Origin of the sequence: Streptomyces sp. GMY02 (assembly GCF_019056675.1) — a bacterium.
In the GTDB taxonomy this organism is placed as follows: Bacteria; Actinomycetota; Actinomycetes; order Streptomycetales; family Streptomycetaceae; genus Streptomyces; species Streptomyces odonnellii.
The window spans coordinates 7933634-7958140 of sequence record NZ_CP077658.1; the positions used below are offsets into that span (position 1 = coordinate 7933634).

General features: G+C 70.6%; 21 protein-coding genes, 1 pseudogene and 1 riboswitch. Of the genes and pseudogenes, 16 read left to right on the top strand and 6 right to left on the bottom strand.

Annotated elements, in window-relative coordinates:
* Positions 1 to 13 precede the first annotated feature (13 nt).
* The gene (locus KQY30_RS33835) at positions 14 to 730 is read right to left on the bottom strand and encodes an SDR family oxidoreductase (RefSeq protein WP_217310328.1); all 717 of its coding nucleotides are present in this window, start codon (positions 728 to 730) and stop codon (positions 14 to 16) included.
* Between the two features lie 237 nt (positions 731 to 967).
* On the opposite strand from KQY30_RS33835, the gene KQY30_RS33840 reads away from it, so the two are divergent.
* Both KQY30_RS33840 and KQY30_RS33845 read left to right on the top strand, forming a co-directional pair.
* Positions 968 to 1567: an ABATE domain-containing protein gene (locus tag KQY30_RS33840; protein WP_217310329.1), complete on the top strand. Its 600-nt coding sequence runs from the start codon at positions 968 to 970 to the stop codon at positions 1565 to 1567.
* Positions 1568 to 1663: 96 nt separating this feature from the next.
* The gene (locus KQY30_RS33845) at positions 1664 to 1966 is read left to right on the top strand and encodes an ABC transporter substrate-binding protein (protein ID WP_254407453.1); all 303 of its coding nucleotides are present in this window, start codon (positions 1664 to 1666) and stop codon (positions 1964 to 1966) included.
* Between the two features lie 55 nt (positions 1967 to 2021).
* On the opposite strand, the gene KQY30_RS33850 is transcribed toward KQY30_RS33845, so the two are convergent.
* The gene (locus KQY30_RS33850; protein ID WP_217311469.1) at positions 2022 to 2390 is read right to left on the bottom strand and encodes a (2Fe-2S) ferredoxin domain-containing protein; all 369 of its coding nucleotides are present in this window, start codon (positions 2388 to 2390) and stop codon (positions 2022 to 2024) included.
* Positions 2391 to 2514: 124 nt separating this feature from the next.
* Positions 2515 to 2636, bottom strand: a riboswitch (cobalamin riboswitch).
* 417 nt (positions 2637 to 3053) lie between these two features.
* On the opposite strand from KQY30_RS33850, the gene KQY30_RS33855 reads away from it, so the two are divergent.
* Entirely contained in the window at positions 3054 to 4262 is a 1209-nt protein-coding gene (locus tag KQY30_RS33855) for a transposase (protein ID WP_217310330.1), read from the top strand.
* Between the two features lie 56 nt (positions 4263 to 4318).
* On the top strand, positions 4319 to 5890 hold the full coding sequence (locus tag KQY30_RS33860; protein ID WP_254407454.1) for an FAD-dependent oxidoreductase: 1572 nt from the start codon (positions 4319 to 4321) through the stop codon (positions 5888 to 5890).
* 185 nt (positions 5891 to 6075) lie between these two features.
* Here KQY30_RS33860 and KQY30_RS33865 read toward each other — a convergent pair whose 3' ends face one another.
* The 4 genes from KQY30_RS33865 to KQY30_RS33880 form a co-directional block, all read right to left on the bottom strand.
* Complete coding sequence (locus KQY30_RS33865; protein ID WP_217310332.1) at positions 6076 to 6657, bottom strand: TetR/AcrR family transcriptional regulator; 582 nt, start codon at positions 6655 to 6657, stop codon at positions 6076 to 6078.
* Between the two features lie 130 nt (positions 6658 to 6787).
* A complete protein-coding gene (locus KQY30_RS33870) occupies positions 6788 to 8431 on the bottom strand; it encodes an FAD-binding oxidoreductase (protein ID WP_217311470.1) in 1644 nt (547 codons plus the stop codon).
* Between the two features lie 77 nt (positions 8432 to 8508).
* Positions 8509 to 10149, bottom strand: a complete 1641-nt coding sequence (locus tag KQY30_RS33875; RefSeq protein WP_217310333.1) for an FAD-binding oxidoreductase — start codon at positions 10147 to 10149, stop codon at positions 8509 to 8511.
* A gap of 134 nt (positions 10150 to 10283) precedes the next feature.
* Positions 10284 to 10742, bottom strand: coding sequence for an AtaL-like protein (locus tag KQY30_RS33880; protein ID WP_217310334.1), 459 nt, complete (start codon positions 10740 to 10742; stop codon positions 10284 to 10286).
* 290 nt (positions 10743 to 11032) lie between these two features.
* Here KQY30_RS33880 and KQY30_RS33885 point away from each other — a divergent pair, with 290 nt between their 5' ends.
* The 12 genes and pseudogenes from KQY30_RS33885 to aroC all read left to right on the top strand — a co-directional run bounded on the left by KQY30_RS33885 (position 11033) and on the right by aroC (position 23771).
* Entirely contained in the window at positions 11033 to 12490 is a 1458-nt protein-coding gene (locus KQY30_RS33885) for an MFS transporter (RefSeq protein ID WP_217310335.1), read from the top strand.
* Positions 12491 to 12538: 48 nt separating this feature from the next.
* The gene (locus KQY30_RS33890) at positions 12539 to 13300 is read left to right on the top strand and encodes an SDR family NAD(P)-dependent oxidoreductase (protein WP_217310336.1); all 762 of its coding nucleotides are present in this window, start codon (positions 12539 to 12541) and stop codon (positions 13298 to 13300) included.
* Between the two features lie 442 nt (positions 13301 to 13742).
* Positions 13743 to 13997, top strand: a complete 255-nt coding sequence (locus tag KQY30_RS33895; RefSeq protein WP_217310337.1) for a response regulator transcription factor — start codon at positions 13743 to 13745, stop codon at positions 13995 to 13997.
* 34 nt (positions 13998 to 14031) lie between these two features.
* On the top strand, positions 14032 to 15882 hold the full coding sequence (gene asnB, locus KQY30_RS33900) for an asparagine synthase (glutamine-hydrolyzing) (RefSeq protein ID WP_217310338.1): 1851 nt from the start codon (positions 14032 to 14034) through the stop codon (positions 15880 to 15882).
* Positions 15883 to 16054: 172 nt separating this feature from the next.
* Positions 16055 to 17215 carry a 3-deoxy-7-phosphoheptulonate synthase gene (locus KQY30_RS33905; RefSeq protein WP_217310339.1) on the top strand — a complete coding sequence of 387 codons (1161 nt, stop codon included), beginning with the start codon at positions 16055 to 16057 and terminating at the stop codon, positions 17213 to 17215.
* A 64-nt stretch (positions 17216 to 17279) separates the two neighbouring features.
* Positions 17280 to 18053 (top strand): 2,3-dihydro-2,3-dihydroxybenzoate dehydrogenase, encoded by a 774-nt coding sequence (locus KQY30_RS33910; protein WP_217310340.1) that lies wholly within the window; start codon positions 17280 to 17282, stop codon positions 18051 to 18053.
* Between the two features lie 55 nt (positions 18054 to 18108).
* Positions 18109 to 18723, top strand: coding sequence for an isochorismatase family protein (locus KQY30_RS33915; protein ID WP_217311471.1), 615 nt, complete (start codon positions 18109 to 18111; stop codon positions 18721 to 18723).
* Positions 18724 to 18818: 95 nt separating this feature from the next.
* Entirely contained in the window at positions 18819 to 20708 is a 1890-nt protein-coding gene (locus KQY30_RS33920; protein ID WP_217311472.1) for an anthranilate synthase family protein, read from the top strand.
* Positions 20696 to 21028, top strand: a complete 333-nt coding sequence (locus KQY30_RS33925) for a YdhR family protein (RefSeq protein WP_217310341.1) — start codon at positions 20696 to 20698, stop codon at positions 21026 to 21028. Before KQY30_RS33920 ends, KQY30_RS33925 begins: the two co-directional genes overlap by 13 nt.
* 94 nt (positions 21029 to 21122) lie before the next feature.
* Positions 21123 to 21290: pseudogene (locus tag KQY30_RS37565) on the top strand (hypothetical protein); the annotation flags it as partial.
* 79 nt (positions 21291 to 21369) lie between these two features.
* Positions 21370 to 22575, top strand: a complete 1206-nt coding sequence (locus KQY30_RS33935; protein WP_217310342.1) for a 3-hydroxybenzoate 6-monooxygenase — start codon at positions 21370 to 21372, stop codon at positions 22573 to 22575.
* Complete coding sequence (gene aroC / locus KQY30_RS33940; RefSeq protein WP_217310343.1) at positions 22572 to 23771, top strand: chorismate synthase; 1200 nt, start codon at positions 22572 to 22574, stop codon at positions 23769 to 23771. The genes KQY30_RS33935 and aroC overlap by 4 nt, the downstream gene beginning before the upstream one ends.
* Positions 23772 to 24507 lie beyond the last annotated feature (736 nt).

Sequence of the window (24507 nt, forward strand, 5' to 3'; positions counted from 1 at the left end):
TGGGGCGGGTGGATCAGACGAGGGGCTGGCCGCCGTCGACGGGCAGTGAGACGCCTGTCATGAAGGTGTTCGTCAGCGCGAAGATGACCGCCTGAGCGATGTCGTCGGGTGTGCCGATGCGGCGCGAGGGGTTGTCTTTCGACAGGCGCGCGAAGAACTCCGCTTTCCGCTGCTCTCCCAGTGCGTCCCAGGCGCCGGTGTCGATGGTGCCCGGTGAGATCGCGTTGACCCGGATCGGTGCGAGTTCGACGGCGAGGGAGCGGGTGACGGTGTTGACCGATCCGTTGGTCGCGGCAACCGCGAGGAATCCGGGGTCGGGCTCAAGGGCGGCGACTCCGGAGAAGAGTACGAACGACCCGTTCTCGGGCATGTTCGGCGCGAAGTGCTTGGCGAGCATGATCGGCCCGACGACCTTGGTGTGAAAGGAGAGGAGAATCGCCTCGGGTGTCAGTTCGCTCACCTTTCCCCGTGCCCTGGCGGAGGCGACGGACACCACGTGGTCGACGCTGCCGAGGCCCTCGGCGAGCGCCGCGATGGAGTCCTCGTCGGTCAGGTCGACGCTTTTGGTGAGCACGTCGGTGCCCTTGTAGTCCTTTTCGAGAGTGGAACGGTCCCGGCCCGCCGCGATCACCCGGGCGCCGGCCGCGAGTGCGGCGTCGGTCACAGCGCGGGCGATTCCGCTGCCGCGGCCCACCACGAGCACCGTCTTGTTCCGCAGAGGCGCTGTCATGACGGTCTCCTTGATCTCTTTGTCCGGAGGCTGGAACGAGGGACGGATCCGAGGGGGCCTGTTGCCCAGGACCCGCTGCGGCGGACTGCCGCACCACTCCACGCCTACTAACGCATAAGTAGACGCTATATCCATTAGAAGCGAGCTGCAAGGCGTCGCCTCTGCTCGATCGGGGCGCGACGTTACTGATTGTCGACGTTGATGGACGTCAGTCCCTCTAATGTTTACTGTTCACACATGAGCGTTAAGGTGACGGTCGAGGAGTTGCAGGCGGCGGGCTTCCCCATGGGTGGGGAGCCGCTGGTGGCGCTGGATCTCGTGGACACGGTGATGACGGTCAAGGACCCGCCGGTGGATCTGATCGGGGATCCCGCTGCGGGGGCGGTGTGGTGGGGCATTCAGGCGCGTCGTCTGCCGCCCGGTCCGGTTCCCGCTCCCGCCGCGGTGCGGCGGCTGCGGGCTGCCGTCCGTGATGTGCTGGACGCGCGGGTGGAGGGGCGTGCGGCGGACCCGGCGTCGGTGGAGGACATCAACGCGGCCGCGTCGTCGGTTCCGCGCAGCCCGCGCCTGGTCACGACCGGGCCGGAGGTGCGTGAGGAGACCCGCTGGCATGTCGAGCACGGCGGGAACGCGGCGCTCGCGGCCATCGCCGGCGAGGTGATCGGACTCCTGGCCAGTCCCGGGCGGCTGGAGCTCCTGCGCAGATGCGGCAGCCCGGACTGCTCGATGCTGTTCCTCGCCGAGAACAGGCGCCGCAAGTGGTGCGTGGGCAATGTCTGCGGGAACCGCACCCGCGTCGCCCGCCACTACGAACGCACCCACCCTCGGGACACCTGACCACACCCGACCCCACCCGACCGCACACCATCGATCAGCGCCGGCCTGGCCGGCGCTGGTTGCGCGCTCGCCTTCCCCGGCGCGCACACCCAGCCGATGACCTGGGAAGCGGTCCGCGCGGCCCGGCCGGACATGATACTGGTCCTGCCCTGTGGCCTTCCGCCCGAGCGGACCCTTCGCGAGACGGAGTCGCTCACCCGCCTGCCCGGCTGGGCGGAGCTTCCCGCGGTACGGGCCGGGCGCGTCCACGTGCTGGACGGCCCGGCCCACTTCAACCGCCCCGGCCCCCGCGTGGTGCGCGGGGCGGAGGTGCTGGCCCATGTGCTGCACGGTGTACGGGCCGGGGAGCCGGGGACGGAGGCCGAAGCGCGTCCGTTCCCCGGTGTCCCCGGCCGGTAGGGGCCACGGCACCGGTCAGAACGCCGTCCGGGTGGTGGCGTGGTCCGCGGTGGTCTCAACGACGGTCGGCATCAGGCCCGTTCCGGGAAGCCGTGCCGAGCCGCGGCGGAGTGATGGCGTACAGACCGAGGATCTCCGGCATGGGTGTGATGCCCGGGCCGCCCGCGCGTGCCCAGTCCGTGATGTCCTCGGTCGCGTCGGGGTCGTTGACCAGCCCCAGCCAGACCGGCCGCCCTCCGGCTGCCCGGCCCGCGGCCGAGGGTTGTACGACGATGACGTTGGCCTGCTCACACACGTCCAGGCACGCTGAGATCCGTACGGGTACCTCCGCACGCAGACGTGCGGTCTGAGCCGCGTGATCGACCCCGGTCACCTTGGCACTGCCACAGCAGCAGTCCCGGCACACGACAACACGGCACGGCACCAGGTCGGCCTCCCGTGCGACCACCTCGTCGCCGGGTGCCTCTTCCGCAGACTTCTCGGGCACGCTCAACCACCCCTCTCCCCGGGGAAATCCGCCCCGGTGTCCCATGAGGAGGCGACCGCGTGAGTCTCCTGGCTCTCGGGTCGTCGCTCGTCCGGGCCTGCCCGCCCCTCTCGGACAGTGACTGCCGGAACTCGCTCGCCGATCACAGTGGCGGGACCGCGCCGGATTCGCACCGACTTCCTCGAACCGCCGTCGCCTTGTCATCGATCATCATCCCATCGCCCCCGGGTGCGTGACTCCGTCACGGAGTTGGCCGACGCAAAAACTCCATTGTGAGTTGAACGGTCGGTTTGGTATTGGGGCGTTCATCTCTTCATGTCGGCCGAGTGAAACATGCTTCCGCACTGTTGCAACCGTGTGGACGAGATCGGGAAGCGACTGGACAGACCGCTCTGACCTGCGGATATGTGGATCAGACGGTGAAGTGCGCAGGAGTCGCTCAGAGGCCCGAGGCCGTTTCGAAGAGGTCGTGTGAAATGGACGACCATGGTGAAAATCTAAAACGTATGTTCAACTAGACCACGCCAAAGGACAAGCGGGGGCTCCTGGTCCAGCGCGGTGGGGTGACTGGATCCGGTGTCCGGCGGAGGGATTTTCGTCGTGGATTTACACCGTTCGCATCGAACACACGAGATCGTCTGGAGCGGGGTCGCCGACGACTTCGTCACCGAGTACAGTCGACGGATGCTGGTGTCGCTGCCGCGTCGCGACCAGCGGAAGTACGGCGAACTGTACATCTCCGGGTTGCTGTCGCTCACCAGTCGCAAGTCGATGCGCTCGATAGCGTCGATGGCCGGAGGCGGCGCGGCCGAGCAGCGGCTGCACCACTTCATCAGCAAGTCGTCGTGGGACTGGGTCCCGGTGCGCAAGGCGCTGGCCGCGGACCTGGATCAGGCGCTCGACCCGCTGGCGTGGGTGGTCAAGCCGATGGTGGTCCTCAAGACGGGCGAACACACCGTCGGGGTTACTGAATCGTTCGTTCCGCAACTCGGGCGTATCGTCAACAGTCAGCGCTCGTACGGCGTGTGGATGGCCAACGACCACTACAGCGCACCGGTCAACTCGCGGCTGAGACTGTCCGGGAAGTGGCTCGCCGACGGCGAGCGCAGGCGGCGCGCGGAGATCCCGGACCGGGTCGGCGCCGACGACGGCGGCGTCCCGCCCGCGGCGGCTGCCGTGCTGGAGCTGACACGGGGATGGGGGCTGAGCCCCAGACCGGTGATCGCGGAGGCCCTGGAGGAGGACGCGGGCGTTCTGGTGCGGCATCTGACGGCGGCGAAGGTCCCCTTCGTGCTGAGGATCGGCGGTGCCATGCGGCTGATCCCGTGGAGCACGGTACGGGCGGGCGGGACGGTCCGGTTGATGGCGGCGCAGCACCTCGCGGAGGGGGCGGACCCCGGCGGACGTCCGGTCCGGTGGGCCGGCCGTACCTGCCAAGCCGGCCGGTCGCCCGTTGTGACCAGTACCGACGTCGTGCTGTCGCCCGGCTCCGGCAGCCCGATGCTGCGGCTGGTCGGCGCACGGCGCCTCGGGGAGCGCCGGGCGCGGGAGCTGTGGCTGTCGAACATGACAGAGACAGAGGCGCCGCCCTCGCTCGTCGTGCGCCTGGGCCGCCTCGGCGAGCGTGTCGACAAGGACTTCGCCGAGATCAGCACCAAGGTCGGCGCGATGGACTTCGAGGGCCGGACTTTCGGGGGCTGGCACCGCCACACCACTCTCAGCGCCGTGGCGCATGCCATCGTGACCCTGTCCGCGGTACGCGACCAGGCGGTTGAGCTGCCGTGCGGTGATCACTTGCAGATCGCCTGACGGAACCGGCACAACACCGCCGAGCCAGGCGTCACATGGAGAGGAGCCCGACTGTCGTGGACGGGGTGGGGGACACGGCCGGTGCCGTGGACGCGGACGTGGTGATCGTGGGGGGCGGTCCGGTCGGCATGCTGCTGGCCGGCGAACTGGCCCTGCACGGAGTCCGGACGACCGTGGTGGAGAAGGAGCCGGAGCCCTCGGGCGAGTCGAAGGCGGGGACGCTGCACGCCAGGACCGCGCAGACACTGCACCGGCGCGGACTGCTGGAGGCCGTGCAGCCGGGACGGTACGTGGCCGGACGCGCCCCGCAGCGCCACGTGCCGTTCCACTTCGGCGGCCTGCCGCACCTCGACCTGGCCCCGGTGGTCGAGGAGTTCCCCGCGATGGTCGGTAGTCCGCAGACCTACGCCGAAGCGGTCTTCGCCCAGCGCGCCGTCCGGCTGGGCGGGCGGCTGGTGCGGGGCGCCGAGGTGACCGACCTGCGGGAGAGCGGCGAGCACGTCGAGGTGACGTATCGTCAGAAGAATGGCGGTGAGCGGTCCTTGCGGGCGAGCTGGGTGGTGGGGTGCGACGGGGCCCGCAGCGTGGTGCGGCGGAAGGCCGGTATCGCGTTCACCGGCACGCTGCCGACGATCTCCTGCCTGATGGGTGACGTACGGCTGGCCAACCCCCAGGACGCGCCGGGCGGTTGGAACCGTACCCCGCGCGGTTGGACCATCTTCTGGGTCAGCCCCGCGGGGTACAGCCGTGTCGGCACGTACGACTTCCGCGGCCCGCACCCCGACCGGAAGTCCCCGGTCACCTTCGAGGAGTTCAGGTCGGAGGTCGAGCGGATCACCGGACACCCCATCGAGATGGACGCGCCCCGCCACCTCTCCAGGTTCAGCGACGCGGCGTTGCAGGCCGAGCGCTACCGTGCCGGACGCGTCCTGCTGGCCGGGGACAGCGCGCACGTGCACTTCCCCGCGGGCGGCCAGGGGCTCAACACCGGCCTGCAGGACGCCGTCAACCTGGGATGGAAACTGGCCGCCTGTGTGCGGGGGCACGCGCCGGCCGGACTGCTCGACACGTACCACACGGAACGGCATCCCGTCGCCGCACGGGTGCTGGAGAACGTCCGTGCCCAGGTGGCGTTGATGCACCCCGGCCCGTCCACCGACGCCCTGCGCCGGCTGTTCGCCGACCTCATGAGCGTGGACCAGGTCAACGCGTACCTGGCCGGCATGGTCAGTGGGTCGGACATCGTTTATGACGTGGGGCGTCCCGCGGACGCGCTGGCGGGACGCTTCATCCCCGAGACGCGGCTGAGGACGGCCGGTGGCAGGACCAGCCTCGCGGCGCTGCTGCACCCCGGGCGACCGGTGCTGCTCGACCTGGCGGACCGCGCCGATGTACGGCGGGCCGCCGCGGGCTGGGCCGGGCGGGTGGACGTCGTGACGGCCCACGTGGAAGGGCAACCGCTCGCGGACGCGATCCTGTTGCGTCCCGACGGTTACGCGGCCTGGAGCGCGCCGGCCGGCGGGTCCGGCACCGACGGGCTGCACGCGGCGCTGCGGCTCTGGTTCGGTGAACCCGCCGAAGAGACGGAAGCGGCGGCCCTCCGGGGCGGTGAGGGGCTGCCCGGCTGAAGGGCCGCCCCGCCCCGGGGCCCACCTCACGGACCGGCCGGCGCGCGGGCGGCTCTCCGGGCGGCTTCGGCCAGGACCAGGCCAGGACCAGGCCAGGACCAGGCCGGGGGCAGGCACCGGGGGACACGCTGCCGTGTCCGACGACGTGCTGACCGTGAGGTCGTAATGGGGCCCGTAGGCAGCGATCAGTCCAGTGCGGCCAGCGCGAGGCGGGCGGCGGCCCGCAGCCGCTCGGCCTCCGGCGCGGCCCGCGCGATCACGCGCACGCCCTGCATCACCACGAGCAGGAAGTGGGCGATCTCGTGCGGGTCCTTGTCGGCGGCCAGCTCGCCCTGGGCCTGGGCACGCAGCAGGGAGGAAACCAGAGCCGTCTCCACGACGCTCCAGCTCACCTCCACCTGGCGGGCGACCTCGGGATCGCGTGGGGACAGCTCCACGGCCGCGTTCACCACCAGACAGCCCCGGCGGCGCGGGTCGGTCAGGGCCTCGGTGACCCAGCTCTGCACGAAGGCGCGTACGGCCGGCAGGGCGGGGCCCGGCTGGGCGAGCGCCGTGACGAAGCCCGCCTCGCTGCCCCGCAGATACCGCCGCATGGCGGCCAGGTACAGGTCGTGCTTGCTGCCGAAGGTGCCGTACATACTGGCCCGGCCGATGCCAAGGTGCTCGACCAGGTCGGCCATCGAGGTCGCCTCGTAGCCCCGCTCCCAGAACAGGTCCATAGCGCGCTGCAGCACCACGTCGGGATCGAATTCCTTGGTTCTGGCCATACCCACGAGGCTAACAACGAACAGACCGACCAGTCCAGAAAAGCCCGCCCCCGGTGTGCTGGGGGCGGGCTTCCGGGTGTGCCGGGCACCGGTGGGCGTCACATCCGCTACCGCGGCGGGAGGGCGGGGCTCAGAGTCCCGGCGGCCGGACGGACTGCCCGTGCCGGAAGAAGTCGGTGGGGTCCCAGGCGGCCTTCACACGCTGCAGCCGGGGATAGTTCTCGCCGTAGTAGAGCGTGGTCCACGGTATGCCCGACCGGTTGCGGCGCGGGTCGTTCAGGTCGATGTCGGGGTAGTTGACGTAGCAGCCGTCGGTGTTGTCGTCGGACACCGGTACGCCGCCGGTCCGGGCGTACACCTCCTCGTAGATGTCGCGCAGCCAGGCGATGTTGGCGGCGTCCTCGTCGGCCGAGTGCCAGTACGTCTGGTACAGCAGCTTGAACGCCGAGTCACGGTGGACGGAGGCGGTGGCGTTCCGCGACACGGAGTTCACGGCCGCCCCGTAGGAGCTGAGCAGCACCATGGCGTTCGGGTTGGCGAAATCGGTCCGGGTCAGGTGCCGGTACATCGTGGCGATCTGCTGCTCGGGCAGGTTGCGGCGCACATAGGCCGACTTGTGGTCGCCGCGCAGCGTGGGGTCCACCAGGACGGAGTTGGTGACACCCAGATAGCGCGTGGCCTGGAGCCAGGGCAGCCGCCGCGGGGTGGCGAACTCCGGCATCGGCCCGTGCTCGCCCATCGCGTTGGTCACCGCGCCGTGGGGTACGCCCACGCCGTCGGAGACGGCCCGGAGGAACGCGTCCAGCAGTCCGCGCGCGTCCGGGAGCGTCGCGTCCATCTGGGTCAGCAGGCCGATCTGGCCGTTGGAGCGGTGGCTCAGGCTGAGGTTGGCGACCAGCCCGTCGTACGGGCCCCCGGCCGCAGCGTGCGCCTCGTGCCAGGCACCGTAGTTGCGGACCAGGCGGGTGACCGCCTGCTGCGTCATCTCCTCCCAGGGCCAGGAGACCGCACTGAGCAGTACCTCGGCCGGCGGCCTGGGCAGCAGTGAACCGGGCGCGGTGCCCGTCGTGCCCGGCGAGCGGAACCAGTACCGTGTCACCACACCGAAGTTGCCTCCGCCACCGCCGGTATGAGCCCACCACAGCTCGCGGTGGGGATCGTCCGGCTCGCGCGTGGCGACCACCACACGAGCCCTGCGCTGGGCATCCACAACGACCACCTCGACGGCGTACAGGTGGTCCACTATCAGGCCGTCCCGGCGGCAGAGCATGCCCCAGCCGCCGCCGCTGACGTGCCCGCCGACGCCGACCGAGTAGCACACGCCGCCCGGGACGACGACTCCGTACGCCTTGTAGAGACGCTCGTACACATCGGTGAGCGTGGCGCCGGCCTCGACCTCGAAGGCGCCGCGCTGCTCGTCGTGGCGTACCGAGGTCATCTCGGAGAGATCGACGACCGTCTCGACGGCGTCGTTGAAGACGAAGTCCTCGTAGCAGTGGCCGCCGCCGCGCACGGTGAGCCGCTTGCCCGCGTCGGCCGCCTGCTGCACGGCGTCGCGCACCTGCTCGGTGGAGGCGACCAGCCGCACGCTCTCCGGCCGGGCCGTCCAACGCTGGTTCACGCCCCGCACCAGGTCGGGGTAGCGGGCGTCGCCGGGGTGGACTGTGGTGGCGGGGAACGGCGCCGCCTCCGCCGTCCCGGCCGCGTCCGCCGCGGCGGCCCGGCCGGTCGCGACCGGTACCGCCGCGCCCGCCAGGACGGCCGCGTTCGTCATCAGGCGCCGGCGCGACCAGCCGGCGGCCGAGGAGGCCTCCGCGCGGTCGTCGGGGGAAGGAGTGCTGGATGCCACCGTCATACCGCCTTGATCGACAGGGAGTGGTTGAAGATGTTCTTCGGGTCCCACTGGGCCTTGACCGTCTGGAGCCGCCGGTAGCCGGACTTGAAGTACAGCTCGTGCCACGGGATGCCCGAGGTGTTGTGCCGGGAGTCCGCGAGATCGGCGTCGGCGTAGTTGATGAAGCAGCCGTCGGTGTCGGCGTTGGCGGCGGGCACGCCGCCGGAGGCCGCGTACACGTCCTGGTAGAAGGAGCGGATCCAGTCCAGGTGGGTGGCGTCCTGGGCGGGGTCGGTCCAGAAGCTCACGTAGTGGAGCTTGAGGATCGAGTCGCGCTGCGGAACTGCCGTGTCGGCCGCCGGCACGGTGTTGGTCCTGCCGCCGTACGACGTGATCATGACGAGCGACGCGGGATGCGCGTAGTCCGTGCGTGTCATGTGCGTCCAGAACGCCTTGAGGTTGGCGTCGGTGAATCCGCGCCGCATGTACGCCGACTTGCCCTTGAAGCGTGTGGTGGTGTCGGTTCCGGTGAAGCCGGGCCACTGGGTGACGGCGTGCAGCCACGAGATCCTGCGGCGGTCGTCCACGCGGAAGTTGACGCCGGTGCCCTCGTTGACGGCGGCGAGGTAGGAGTCGAGCAGCGCGGCGGCGTTCGGCACCGATGCGTCGATCTGCGTCGTCATGGAGAACGAACCGGCCGACTTGTGCTGCGGCTTGAGCTGGCTGAAGAGCGTGGCGTACGGCGAGTCGGGCGAGCCGTTGGTCTCGTACCACTTGCCGAAGTTGCGCAGCAAGCGGGTGAACGCCGCCTCGGTCATATCGCTCCACGACCAGGTGACGTTCGAGACGATGACCTCGGACGGCGGCTTGGGCAACTGGTCGGCCGGGCTGGTGCCGGTGGCGTCGGGGGATCGGAACAGGTAGCGGGTGACCACGCCGAAGTTGCCGCCGCCGCCACCGGTGTGTGCCCACCACAGGCCGCGGTTGGGGTCGTTGGCCTCCCGGGTGGCGACCACCTTCGACGCCTTGCCGGCGGAGTCGACGACGACCAGCTCCATGCCCCACAGGTGGTCGACGATGAGTCCGTGCCGCCGGGACAGCGGGCCGTACCCGCCGCCGGCCACATGGCCGCCGATTCCCACGGTCGGGCAGCTCCCGCCGGGCAGGGTGACACCCCACTGGTGGTAGAGGGTGCGGTACACGTCGCCGAGGCGGGCGCCGGGCTCGACGTGGAACACCCTGCGGGTCTCGTCGTACCCGATCGCCTTCAGGCCGGACAGGTCGATGACCGTGCGGACGCGGTCGGCGGTGACGAAGTCCTCGTAGCAGTGGCCGCCGCTGCGTACCGCGAAGCCCCTCCCGCCGCTGACGGCCTGCTGGACGGCGGTGAGGACCTGGGCCGGCGTGCCGGCCAACTGCACGTTGTCGGGGGTGCCCACCCAGCGCTGGTTGCTGCCCCAGGTCAGGTCCGGGTAGCGGCGGTCCCCGGGCCTGACCGTGACGACGGTGGATCCGGCGTCATCGGCCGCGACCGCGGCGGTGGCCTTCGACGGCTCAGCGGCGGCCGCCGGTGCGGCGGTGACGGCGGGCAGGACGGCCGTCGCGCCACCTATCAGCGCGACATCTCTGACGAAAGCGCGACGGGAGTGGCCTTGCATGGTGGTGTGCTCCTCTTTCAGTTTCCTGGCAGGTCGGGCGGGGGGCGTGCGGTACAGGCAGGCAAGAGGTGTGGGGGTCGCATGCTCCGGTGCCCTGTGGGGGGAGGGGATGGGGGAATCGGCAGGCGCGGCGGTCAGCGCGCATGGCGCTGGACGAGGCCGTCGACGATGAACCGCAACGCGTCCGAGAAGTAGCGCTTGGTCTCGTGCAGGAAGTAGCGGGTCCCATCGGCCTTCTCGACCCCGGCCGGGCTGAGGGTGACGCGCAGGGTCAGCGTGGGGCGGCCCGCTTCGTCCTTGCCGAGTTCGTTGACGATCTGCTCGATGCAGGGGTCGTCGACGGGACGGAAGACCACGCGTTCGCGGCCTTCGAACGTCACGCGTTCCTGGACCCGGTCCGTGTCGCGCACGGTGATCTCGCGGAGGAACCCGTCGTCGTAGCGTTCCAGGACACGGCAGGCCGTCACCGCGGGTACGTACGGACTGGGGTTCTCCGCTTTGTGGACCAGCCCTTCCCAGACGTGGTCGGCGTCCGGCCAGACCGGGTTCTCTCCCGTTCCCTTTACGGGAAGCGTCCAGCTGTATGTGGCCATGGGGCGTTGCCTTCCTGATCCGTGGATTGAGCCGCAGTCTGGTCGGCTCGCAGCGCTGGGACATCGCATGAACGTGCGATCTCTGGCGATTTCCGACCGCGGCACGGGTGTCTCCCGCTGCTTCCGGCCGCCAGCGTTCTGCCCGGAAAGAGACCGCCCGCGTTGGATTCGGCCACGGCATCCGAAATCAGAACTGGACCGCTCGTTCAAGAGCGTGCTAGCTTTCGATCACCTTAGTTGCCGGGGTTCCCGCAGCTATTTTGTCCCTATAGTGGAATGAGCATTCATCTATGGGTACGGTCTCTGGGGACATCTCACCCGGTACGGCCCCGCCCCGGCTGCGGCCGGGACTGTCCTTCGCGCTCCTGGGTGCGGTCCAGATCACCCTGATCGCCACGATCACCGTCATCACAGTGGCTCTGCCGGTGATCCAGCGGGACTTACGTCTGACCGACACGGATCTTGTCTTCGCCACCTCCGCCTACAGCCTGTCGTTCGGCGGGCTCCTGGTCCTCGGCGGTCGCCTCGCCGACCTGCTGGGTCACCGGACGGTGTTCGTCGCCGGGGTGGCCGCCTTCGGCGCCGCCTCGCTCGCCGCCGCGGCAGCCCCCACACTGTGGGTCCTGGTGGCCGCCCGGTTCGCACAGGGCGTGGGCGCGGCCTTGGCGGCCCCCGCCGCGATGGCTCTGCTCAGCTCGGTCTTTCCCGGCGCGGCGCGGCGCGGCCGGGCGATGGCGGTCTGGGGAGTGCTGGCCAGCATCGGCGCCAGCTCCGGCAACATCCTGTCGGGTGTGATCCTGTCCCGGGTCGAATGGCGCTGGGTGTTCGTCGCGCCGGCCGTCGTCTCCGCGGTGATCGTCCTGTGTGCGCCGTTGCTGCCCACCGGCCCCGCACGCCGGCGCGAAAGGCTCGACGTGCCGGGCGCCCTGCTCATCACGGCGGGGCTGACCGCGTTCATTTTCGGTCTGGGGGAGTCGGACTGGACATGGATCGGCGTCGGCGCTCTGGGGCTGGCCCTGTTCGCGCTGACCCAGGCCCGGTCGTCCCGGCCGCTGGTGCCGCCGGCGCTGCTGGCGTCGGCCCGCAGGCTGGCGGCGCTGTTCGCCATCGGTGTGACGGCCGCCGCGATGGCGTCGTATTTCTTCCTCCTGGCGCTCTACTTCCAGAAGACGCTGGACTATTCACCCCTGCGCACCTCGGCGGCCTTCCTTCCCCCCGTCTTCGCGGTGCTGTTCACGGCGTCGGCAGGTGGCAGGGCCGCGCGCCGGTTCGGGGCCGGTGTCCTGACGGCCGCCGGGCTGGCGCTGGGGGCTGCCGGAATGGGCCTGCTGAGCACGCTCGACGCGGATTCCTCGTACTGGGGCGTGCTCGTGGTGGGGATCACGCTCTTTCCGGTCGGCGCCGGCTTCACCTTCTCCGGGGCGACCGTGTGGGCGGTGGAGCGCACCGCGCCCGGGGAGGCCGGCCTGGTCGGAGGGGTTGTGAACACGGCCATGGAGGTGGGGCCTCCGGTCGGCCTGGCCGCCCTCGTACCGCTCGCCCTCTCGCACGCCGCTGGCCATGGGGGCAGCGAGGCCGCGGCGGACGCGAGCGGGTACGGCTTCGCCTTCGGCGTGGCGGCCGTCTCACTGGCCGTCGCCGCAGGGCTCGTACTGCTCCAGCGCGCGACGAGGTCTGCCAGGACCCCGCCGGTCGCGCCCGAGGAGGAGTCGACGGCGGGTGCGGCAGGTGCCGCGTCCCGCGACTGACACAAGCCAACGCACAGTGCACATCCCTGAGAAAACAAGGAGTTCGTCATGAGTACACGCTTCACCGACAAGGTCGTTCTCGTCACCGGCGCCGGCGGCGTGCTGGGACGGACCGCGGCTCTTTCCTTCGCCGGCGAAGGTGCGACCGTTGTCGTGGCCGACCTCAACGAGAGCGGCGTCGACGAGACGGTCAAGCTGATCGAGAACGAGGGCGGCAGGGCTTCCGGCGTCGTCGTCGACGTCACCAGCTCCGAGAGCGTCAAGGCGATGGTGGACACCGCGGTCTCCCGTCATGGAGGTTTGCACGTCGCCTTCAACAACGCGGGCATCCTCGGCGGCGGCACGCCGGTAGGTGAGCACGACGAGGACGTGTGGAACAAGGTGCTCGCCGTCAACCTCACGGGTGTCTTCCTCGCCTTGAAGCACGAGACCGCGTACATGGCGGCCAATGGCGGCGGCGTCATCGTCAACACGGCCTCCAACCTGGGTGCCCACTGGCGCCTGGCCGGCATGAGTGCCTACTCGACATCCAAGGCCGGCGTCAGCTTCCTGACCCGTACCGCCGCGCTGGAGTACATCAAGCAGGGCGTGCGCGTCAACTCCATCAGCCCGGGCCCGATCGACACCCCGATGTCCTACCTTCCGGGCGAGACCCGCGAGCAGCGTGACGCCCGCCTGGCCCCGACGGTGCCGCTGGGCCGGGTCGCCGACCCGCAGGAGGTCGCCAACGCCGTCCTGTGGCTGGCTTCGGACGAGTCCAGCTTTGTTGTGGGGCATGACCATGTGATCGACGGCGGTGCCACCGCCTGATCGCGGGAAGGTGTACGGCGTGGTGACGCGCCGCGAGGAGGGGGTCGCGGAAGCCGTGGCCCCCTTCGCCATGCCCCGCGTGGAAGTTCTCGCCGGAGCCCGGAGCCCGGAGCCCGGAGCCCGCACTGACCGCCGGACCTGACGAAGTTTCCCGATTCTGACGCAGCCGCCCGGATCTGACGGGATGCGGCGGACCTGACGCCGTGCGCCGGAGCTGACGTAATTCTGCGGCGGTGACGAAATTCCCCGTACCTGACCATGTGTCCGGCGCGTGACATTCTCCGACGCGTCTGATGATGTCCTGCATTCCGCTTTGCCGTTGGGTCCGGCGGCAGGGCATTCTCGTCTCTGTAATCGCCCGGAAAACGCGGAGAAACAAACACCCGCAGGGCGTGGTGCAATTACGATGACTTAGCAACGCAGTGACACGGAAAGCGAGTCGATGCAGACGCGCAAGGTGACGAGGGGGGCTCGTCCGAGCAGATGCCGGTCGGGCTGGAATTCGCTGACACCGGCCGAATTGCAGGTGGCTCGCCTGGTGGCGAGAGGGCTGAGCAACCGTGCAGTGGCCGAGGAACTGACCGTATCTCCCCACACGGTCAATACGCATGTGAGAAACGCGTTTCTGAAACTCGACGTATCCAGTCGGGTTCAGTTGACGCGGCACGTTCTGCTTCATGACGCGGAAGCTTTCTGACCGCCCCACGCTCAACGAAAGGACCTGAATTCTCATGTGCGGACTGGCCGGATGGGTGAGCTACGGACGCGATCTGAGCGGGGCGGGCGAGGTCGCCTCGGCGATGACCGGGACCATGGTCTGCCGGGGTCCCGACGCGGGTGGTCTCTGGACGTCGAAGCACGCGGTCCTCGGCCACCGCCGGCTCGCGGTCATCGACCTGGAAGGCGGCCGGCAGCCGATGGCCGCCGCGGCCGACGGCAGCCTTCCGGCCATCACGTACACCGGAGAGGTGTACAACTTCCAGGAGCTGCGGGAGGAACTCGCCGCGCTGGGACACGAGTTCCGCACTTCCAGCGACACCGAGGTGGTGCTGCGGGCCTACCTGGAGTGGGGAGCCTCGTTCGCCGAGCACCTCAATGGCATCTACGCGTTCGCCATCTGGGACCCGCGCACCGAGGAACTCCTCCTGGTCCGCGACCGGATGGGCGTCAAGCCCCTCTACTACCACACGACCGAGGACGGCGTGATCTTCGGCTCCGAGCCCAAGGCCATCCTCGCCCACGACGAGGTCGAGGCGGTCGTCGACGCCGAGGGCCTGCGGGAGATCTTCAGCATCGTCAAGACCCCGGGCCACGCGGTGTTCAAGGGCATGCGCGAGGTGCTGCCGGCCACCGTGGCACGGTTCTCGCGCAGTGGCGTCAGCACCCTGACGTACTGGAAGCTGGAAGCCCGCGAGCACACCGACGACCTGGAGACCACGGTGACCCGCGTGCGGGCCCTGCTGGAGGACATAGTCGACCGGCAGCTCGTCGCCGACGTCACCGTCGGCACCCTGCTCTCCGGCGGGCTGGACTCCAGCGCCGTCACCGCGCTCGCCGCGGCCGCCCGTGCCCGGCGCGGCATCACCGAGCCGATCCGCGCCTTCTCCGTGGACTTCGTGGGACACGAGCAGCGCTTCGAGTCCAACGTCCAATGGGAGGACCCGGACACCCCGTTCGCCATCGAGGTGGCCGAGCGGGTCGGCGCCGAGCACATCGTCGTCGAGTTGGACAACGACGACATCCTCGACCCCGAGGTCCGCGGCGCGGTACTGCGGGCGCAGGACCTGCCGGTGTCCACCGGCGACATGGAGTACTCCCTGTTCCTGCTGTGCCGCGCGCTCAAGGAGCGCATGACGGTGGCGCTTTCGGGCGAGGCGGCCGACGAACTGTTCGGCGGGTACACCTGGTTCCACGACAAGGAGGCCGTAGCGCTCGACAGCTTCCCGTGGCACCACCCCTTCGAGAAGGCCGGCGGTATCGGCGCGCTGCGCGACATCGGGCTGTGGGACCGCCTCGACCTCACCAACTACGTCAAGCGGCGCTACGCGGAGGCACTGGAGGAGGTTCCGCGCCTGTCCGGCGAGAGCGGCCACGAGGCCCGTATGCGCGAGCTGACCTACCTCAACATCACCCGGTGGGAGAACTTCCTGCTGGACCGCAAGGATCGCGTCAGCATGGCGGTCAGTCTGGAGGTCCGGGTGCCGTTCACGGACCACCGGCTGGTCGAGTACGTCTACAACACCCCCTGGGCGATGAAGAACTTCGACGGCCGGGAGAAGAGTCTGCTGCGCGCGGCGATGCGCGGCGTGCTCCCCGACTCGGTACTGGACCGGAAGAAGAACCCGTACCCGTCCACCCAGGACGCCAGGTATGAACTCGCCCTGCGGCGGAAGGTCGAGGAGATCCTCACCGACGGCGCTCCGGTACTGCGCATCGTCTCCGAGGAGGACGTGCGCCGACTGCTCGACCGGCCCACGGGCTCCTTCGGAGTCGGCGGCCCCTGGAGCGCCCGTGCAGTTCTTGAACGACTGGTCGAGTTCAACACCTGGGTCTCCGAGTACGACGTCCGCGTCGAGTTCTGACCGGTGTCCGCACCGGCACGGCGCCCGCGCCCGCAACCGCACCCGCGTGGGGGCGGCGCCCCCCTGGGGCCGACCGCCCGTCCGCGGCCGACGCCGTGCTCGCACCCGCTTCCCTGATGCCGTCCCGTGACGGTGTACCGGCCTACCACCCCGTGGGGTTCCCGTGACCGACATGACATCGCATCTGCGTACTCTGCCCGCCCTCCAGCAGCCCGACTGGCCGGACGAACGACACGTGGACCAAGTCCGCGACGAACTGGCCCACATGCCGCCGCTGGTCGACGCCGAGGCGGTGCACCGGCTGAGCGAACTCCTGATGGAGGCGGCCGCCGGGCACATCCAGATCGTGCAGGCGGGCGACTGCGCCGAGGATCCGGCCGAATGCAACCCGTCCGACATCGCCCGCAAGGCCGCGCTGCTCGACGTGCTGGGCGGCACCATGAAGCTGGCACTGCTGAAGCCGGTGCTACGGGTGGGTCGCCTGGCCGGCCAATTCGGCAAGCCACGCTCCCGGCCCACCGAGACCGTCGGCGACATGGAACTCCCCGTCTACCGCGGCCACATGGTCAACCGCCCCGAGCCGGACCCGGAGGGCCGCCGCCCCGACCCCGGGCACCTGCTGTCCGGTTACCGGGCCGCCAGCGACGCGATGCACCACCTCGGCTGGCGCACGCCCCGGCGCCACCGCCTCGAACTGCCCGTATGGACCAGTCACGAGGCACTGCTGCTGGACTACGAGCTTCCCCTGCTGCGCCGCGAGCCGGACGGTTCGCTGCTGCTGACCTCCACACACTGGCCGTGGATAGGAGAGCGGACCCGGCAGCTCGACGGCGCGCACGTCGCGCTGCTCGCCGCCGTCAGCAATCCGGTCGCCTGCAAGGTCGGCCCCGGCATGTCGGCGGACGAACTGCTCGCCCTGTGCGGGAAGCTGGACCCCGAGCGGCGTCCCGGCCGGCTCACACTGATCGCACGGATGGGCGCGGCGGCCGCGGCCGAGCGGCTGCCCGAACTGGTCAAGGCCGTCGCTTCGGCGGGGCACCCCGTCATCTGGCTCAGCGATCCGATGCACGGCAACACGGTCAGCGGCCCGAACGGGCTCAAGACGCGGTTCCTGGAGACCATCGTGCGGGAGATCGACAACTTCCAGCAGGCGGTGCGCGAGAACGGTGGCACGGCCGGTGGCCTGCACCTGGAGACGACGCCGGAGACGGTCACCGAGTGCGTGCGCAACGCCTCGTACCTCGACCACGTCGGCGAGAAGTACCTGAGCTTCTGCGACCCGAGGCTCAGTCCCGCGCAGGCCGTCGAGGTGGTTTCGGCCTGGCGCGGATGACCGGGACCGACGTCCCGGCCCGGCACCCGAACGGAGCCGCCACGCCTACGACACGGAGGAAAGCATGGAAGACAGGATTGCCCTGGTCACCGGGGCGGCCGGGGGTATCGGCGAAGCCGTCGTGCGTACCCTCACCGAGCGCGGCGCCCGGGTCGCCGCCGTGGACCGGGACGCCTCCCGGCTGGCGGAGTCCGTGGACCGGTTGACGGCGCGGGGGCTGCGTGTCACCGCCGTTCCCGCCGACGTCACGTCGAGCGCGGACGTCGACCGGGCCGTCGGCGCCGTCGAGGACACCGTGGGGCCGGTGGACTACCTGGTCAACGCGGCCGGCGTGCTGCGGCTGGGCGAAGCCCGCAAGCTCACCGACCGGGACTGGGCCGAGACCTTCGCCGTCAACGCCACCGGCGTCTTCCACGTCTCCCGCGCGGTGGTGGACCGCATGGTGGCCCGGGGCGGCGGGGCCGTCGTCACGATCGCCTCCAACGCCGCCGGCACGGCCCGGACCGAGATGGCGGCGTACGCCGCCTCCAAGGCCGCGGCGACCGCGTTCACCAAGTGTCTGGGGCTGGAGGTGGCCTCCTACGGCATCCGCTGCAACGTGGTGGCTCCCGGCTCCACGGACACACCGATGCTGCACGGCATGCACGAGGGGGACGCCGCCGTCCGCTCCTCGGTGGCCGGAACGCCGTCGGCCTTCAAGACCGGCATCCCCCTCGGCAAGGTCGCCCGGCCCGAGGACGTCGCCGAAGCGGTCGCCTTCCTGCTCTCGGACGAGGCCGGCCACATCACTCTGCACAGCCTGACCGTGGACGGCGGGGCGACGCTCGGTGTCCAGTGAGGAGAACACGGTGACCTCGCCCGCCCCGGGCATCCCCCCCATCGAGTCCTACCCGATGCCCACCGAGAGCGACCTGCCGCGGGGCACGGTCTCCTGGGTCCCCGATCCGCGCCGGGCCGTCCTGCTGATTCACGACATGCAGCGCTACTTCCTGCGGCCGTTCGCGGGCGACGACGCCCTCGGCGGCGCGCTGGCGCACAACGCGGCCCTGCTGCGTGAGCGGTGCGCCGCCGCGGGAATCCCGGTGGCGTACACCGCGCAGCCCGGCGACATGAGTGTCGAACAGCGGGGTCTGCTGCGTGACTTCTGGGGACCGGGCATGCGTACGTCCCCGGAGGACCGCGAGGTGATCGACGAGCTGGCCCCCGTGCACGGGGACTGGCTGCTCACCAAATGGCGCTACAGCGCCTTCGCGCGCACCGACCTGCTGGAGCGGATGCGGGCCGCGGGCCGCGACCAGCTCATCATCTGCGGTGTCTACGCCCATGTCGGTGTGCTGATGAGCGCGGTGGACGCCTTCACCCACGACATCCAGCCGTTCCTGGCCGCGGACGCGGTGGCCGACTTCTCCGCCGCTCACCACGGGATGGCTTTGACGTATGCGGCGGAGCGCTGCGCCCGCGTGGCCACCACCAAGCGGCTGCTGACCGATCTGGAGGATGCCCGGTGACCGCCCCGTATCGCACCACACCGCCCCACACGGCTCCGCACGACGCCTCTACGCACCACGCCTCACCACACCACGCCTCTCAGCATCACGCCGACCTGCTGGGGCGGATCCTCGGCGACCATCCGCCCGCCTTCGCCCTCCTGCACCGGCCGCACACCACCGGCCCCGGCGTCGTCGACCTCGTGCTCGGCGACATCGCCGAGTGCGCCTCCCTGGCGGACATACCGCTGGCCGCCTCTCCGGCCGGGGACGGAGCCGACGGCCCGGGCGACGGGCACGAGGTGCTCGTCCTGGTGCCCTACCGGCAGCTCGCCGAACGCGGGTTCGCCGCCGTCGACGACGGCGAACCCCTGCTTGTGCTGACGGTGGACGAGCAGGCCGCGCTGCCGCTCGGCGAGATCCTGCGCCGGCTGCCCGACCTGCCGGTGACCCTGACGGACGGCCGCTTCGACACGGACGACGACACCTACGCCTCGGTGGTGCGCCGGGTGATCGACGACGAGATCGGCACCGGCGAGGGCGCCAACTTCGTCATCAAGCGCTCGTTCACCGCAGACATCACCGGATACACCCCCGCGTCCTCCCTGTCGTTCTTCCGGCGGTTGCTGGAGCGCGAGACCGGCGCCTACTGGACATTCCTGATCCACACCGGCGAGCGCACGCTCGTCGGCGCGACACCCGAGCGGCACATCAGCCTGCGCGACGGCACCGCCGTGATGAACCCCATCAGCGGCACCTACCGCTACCCGGCCGACGGCCCCACTCTCAGCGGCGTACTCGATTTCCTCGGCGACCCCAAGGAGACCGACGAGCTGTACATGGTCGTTGACGAGGAACTGAAGATGATGGCCCGGATCTGTGAGACCGGCGGCCGGGTGACCGGCCCCCACCTCAAGGAGATGGCGCGGCTGGCGCACACCGAGTACTTCATCGAGGGCCGTACCAACCGCGACGTGCGCGACATCCTGCGCGAGACGCTGTTCGCCCCGACCGTCACCGGCTCCCCGCTGGAAAGCGCCGCCAAGGTCATCGGCACATACGAGCCCGCCGGCCGCGGCTACTACAGCGGTGTCGCCGCTCTCATCGGCCGGGACACCTCCGGCACGCCCGTCATGGACTCCGCCATCCTCATCCGCACCGCCGACATCGACGGCTCCGGGCGGCTCCGGATCGGTGTCGGAGCGACGCTCGTACGCCACTCCGACCCGGTGTCCGAGGTCGCCGAGACCCGGGCGAAGGCGGCCGGGCTGCTCGCGGCGCTGGACGGCGGCGGCTCCCCCCGTCTCGCCACCCAGCCGCAGGTCCTCAGCGCGCTGGCCCGGCGCAACGAGACCATCGCGGACTTCTGGCTGGCCGGGACGGCGGAGGGCCCCGCGGTCGCGGGCGCCGCCCGACTGGCCGGCCGCAGCGTGCTGGTGGTGGACGCGGAGGACACCTTCACCTCCATGATCGGGCACCAGCTCACCTCGCTCGGCCTCACGGTGACGGTGCGGCGGTTCGACGAGCCGTACGACACCGACGCCTACGACATGGTCGTGATGGGTCCCGGCCCGGGCGACCCCCGTGCCACGGACGACCCGAAGATCGCGCATCTGCGCGGCACCATCAGCCGGCTGCTGGAAAGCCGGCGGCCGTTCATGGCGGTCTGCCTGAGCCACCAGGTGCTCGCCACGCTCCTCGGCCTGCCGCTGGTCCGGCGGGACGTGCCCAACCAGGGCGTGCAGCGCGAGATCGACCTCTTCGGGCGGCGGGAGCGCGTCGGCTTCTACAACACGTTCGCCGCGCGCTCCGGCTCCGACAAGACCGAGCACTCCCTCCGCGGCGTCGTGGAGATCTGCCGCGACCCCGACAACGGCGAGGTCCACGTCCTGCGCGGCAGCGGGTTCGCCTCCGTGCAGTTCCACGCCGAGTCGGTTCTCACCCAGCACGGCGTGGCCATCACCGCGTCCCTGATGACGGAGGTGCTCGGTTCATGCGCGCCGTGATCGTGTGGTGGGACCTGGCCGACTCCGCGCAGACGGTGCGGTCGCTGCGCTCGTTCCTGCGGGACGAGGCCGTGGACCGCTTCGCCCAGGTGCCCGGCCTGCGGCTGAAGTTCTGGATCTCGGACGCGGCGCAACAGCGCTGGGGCGCGGTGCTCCTCTGGGAGTCCGCCGAGGCCGCCGCGGTGCCGCTGGCGCCGCGGGCTGCCGAACTCATCGGCTACCCCCCGACCTCCGTATCCGCCTTCGACGTCGAGGCGACCGTCGAGGGACTGTTCACCGTGGCGGGCCTCGGCGGCCGCGGACTCGCGCTGGAAGGGTGAAGCGACGTTGACCGCCGACACCGGCTCCCGCCCGGAGGCCCTGACCGCGCGCGTCCCGGGCTCCAGGGGCATCACCAGCCGGGCACTGCTGCGGGCCTTGATCGCCTGCCGTCGCGACCACCGGATCGCCATGGCGTTCTCGGTGCTCGGGCTGCGCGTCCGTGGCGTCACCCTCGACGATCCGGCGTGCGTGGCCAAGACGTTCCCCGGCTTCCACGGCGAACCGCGGCGACTGGGATTCACCTCGGCATTGTCCACGTGACGACTCATCCAGGTGACGCGTCCGCATTCCGCGGGGCCGTCATCCGTCCGTACGACAGGGAAGGGACTGCTGACACATCATGGCCAGGATCATTGTCGTCGGGGGCGGCATCGGCGGACTGGCGGCCGCGCTGAGCGTCGAACGGCAGGGACACGACGCCGTCGTGCTGGAACGCCGCCGGGCCTTCGAGGAACTCGGCGCCGGCATCCAGCTCGGCCCCAACGCCTTCTGGGCCCTGGACCGCCTCGGCGTGGGCGCGGACGTCCGCGACAAGGCCGTCTTCATCGACGAACTGCGTTTCATGGACGGCACGTCGGGCGTGTGCGTGGCCCGTATGCCGCTCACCGAGTCGTACCGCGCCCGCTTCCGCAATCCGTACGCCGTCGTGCACCGCGGCGACCTGTACGAACCGCTCCTGCGGGCCTGCCGCGCCGCCTCCCGTGTGGAGCTGGTCGCGGGAGCCTCGGTGACCGGATACGTGCAGAACGACGCCGGGGTCGCGGCCACTCTGGCGGACGGTGCCCCGGTCACCGGTGACGCGCTGATCGGCGCGGACGGCATCCGCTCGGCGGTCCGCGCCCAACTCGTCGGCGACGGCGAACCACGGGTGTCCGGCCACACCATCTACCGTTCCGTGATCCCGATGGAGAGGGTCCCCGAGGACCTGCGCTGGAACGCCGTCACCCTGTGGGCCGGACCCGAATGGCACTTCGTCCACTACGCCATCGGCGGTGGCAGGTACCTGAATCTCGCCGCCACCCGCGACGACGGAGCGACCGTCGCCGTCGCGGGAGAGCCCGTCGAACGCAGCCAGGTGCTGTCGGAGTTCCCCGGCCTGGGCGACACGACCCGCCGCCTGCTGGAACTCGGCGAGGACTGGAGGACATGGGTCCTGTGCGACCGCGACCCCGTCGGCGGCTGGACCGACGGCCGGGTGGCGCTCCTCGGCGACGCCGCCCATCCCATGCTCCAGTACGCCGCCCAGGGCGCCTGCATGGCGCTTGAGGACGCCGTCGTCCTCGGAGAGCTCCTCGACCGCCACGTCGGCCCCGACACCATCGCCCCGCGACTGGAGAAGTACGCCGCCGAGCGCTACGACCGCACGGCCGATGCGCAGCTCGTCGCCCGTGAGATGGGCACCCGGCTGTACCATCCCGCCGGCGATGACGCGACGGCGCGCAACGCCATGCTGTCCGCCTTCTCCGAGACAGACCTGTACGACAAGGTCGACTGGCTGCACGGCTTCTCGTCCTCGGGCGGCTTCACCGGCGGAGTGGTCCGTTGAGCAGATTGCGCTGGCTGACCGCGGGGGAGTCCCACGGCCGGGCACTCGTGGCGACGCTGGAGGGTCTTCCCGCCGGCGTGCCGGTCACCACGGAGATGGTGGCGGACCACCTCGCCCGTCGGCGCCTGGGCCATGGGCGCGGTGCCCGGATGAAGTTCGAGCGCGACGAGGTCACGTTCCTCGGCGGTGTACGGCACGGTCTGACCATGGGCTCGCCGGTGGCGATCATGATCGGGAACACCGAGTGGCCGAAGTGGGAGCAGGTCATGGCCGCCGACCCGGTGGATCCGCGGATCCTGGCCGGGCTGGCCCGCAACGCGCCGCTGACCCGGCCGAGGCCCGGTCACGCGGACCTGGCGGGCATGCAGAAGTACGGCTTCGACGAGGCCCGTCCGGTCCTGGAGCGGGCCTCCGCCCGGGAGACGGCGGCGCGGGTGGCCCTGGGCGCGGTGGCCCGGTCGTATGTCAGGGAGACGGCCGGGATCGAAATCGTCTCGCACGTCGTCGGGCTGGCGGCCGTGAAGGCGCCGTACGGTGTGTACCCGGCCCCCGCGGACGTGGAGAGGCTGGACGCGGATCCGGTGCGCTGTCTGGACGCGGACACGGCGAAGGCGATGGTCGCGGAGATCGACCGGGCCCGCCGGGACGGTGACACGCTCGGCGGAGTCGTGGAGGTCCTGGCGTACGGCGTGCCGGTGGGCCTCGGCTCGCACGTGCACTGGGACCGCCGCCTGGACGCCCAGCTCGCGGCCGCGCTGATGGGTGTCCAGGCGATCAAGGGGGTGGAGGTCGGCGACGGGTTCGACCTGGCGCGCGTGCCCGGTTCGAGGGCGCACGACGAGATCCTCGCCACCGATCAGGGCATCAAGCGGGCGTCGGGTCGTTCCGGCGGCACCGAGGGTGGTCTGACGACCGGTGAGTTGCTGCGGGTGCGGGCTGCCATGAAGCCGATCGCGACCGTGCCGCGCGCGCTGGCGACCGTGGACGTGAGCACCGGTGAGGCGGCGCGGGCCCACCACCAGCGCTCCGACGTGTGCGCCGTACCGGCGGCCGGGATCGTCGCCGAGGCGATGGTCGCACTGGTCCTCGCGGACGCCGTCGCGGAGAAGTTCGGCGGCGACAACGTGGCCGAGACCCGCCGCAACGTCCGCTCGTACCTTGAGAATCAGGCGATCGGACGGACAGCGGGCCGCTGATGGTGGGCTCGGCCCGATGAGCACGAACCGGGGGTCTCTCGCGTTGGGGCGGTCGCCGGTGCGTGACCTCATCCCGGGAGGCGTTCCTCCGGTCGCGTCTCCGACGGCCGACGCGCGGGGGTGTCCTTCCCCGCCCCCGCGCCCGTCACTGGCTCTGCCGTCGCGGGAACTCCCGCGACGGCAGGGCCCGAACGGTTGAGCCGCCGACTCCGCACACCGCGTTGTGGCGTCCGAGTGGTCGAACCGCCCGCCTCCCGTATGTATCGCGTTACGTCCGGGGGTTCGCGTATCAAGCGCCCGTAAGCAACACGGCTCCCACCGACTACCGGGCATAGCGTCACCGAAGCGCGCCCACCGCAGGTCCGACCGGGCGGCACAGGTCGTCGTCCCCAAGGAGCAACAGCGTTGTCTCAGGCTGATCACCCCGAGGCCCCGGGACCGAATGCCGTGCTGGATCCGCGTCGGACTCGCTGATACCCGCCCTGGGCAAGCCGCCCGTGCCCCGTCCCCGCCGAGTACCCCTCGGCGAAGTGGCGTTCCGCGCCTGCCGCGGGCAGCCCCCAGGATCACCTAAATTCCCCAAGCATGAGGACGAGGTCTCGATGACCCGCGAAAACACCGCCGGCCTGATCGTGGCCGCCAACTCGGTTGCCCGCCTGATGGTGGCCCCGAGCACGCCGGAGCGCTCCTGATGTCCGCTCCCGCTCCGGTCAGGCCCGTCGCGGTACGGGACGCA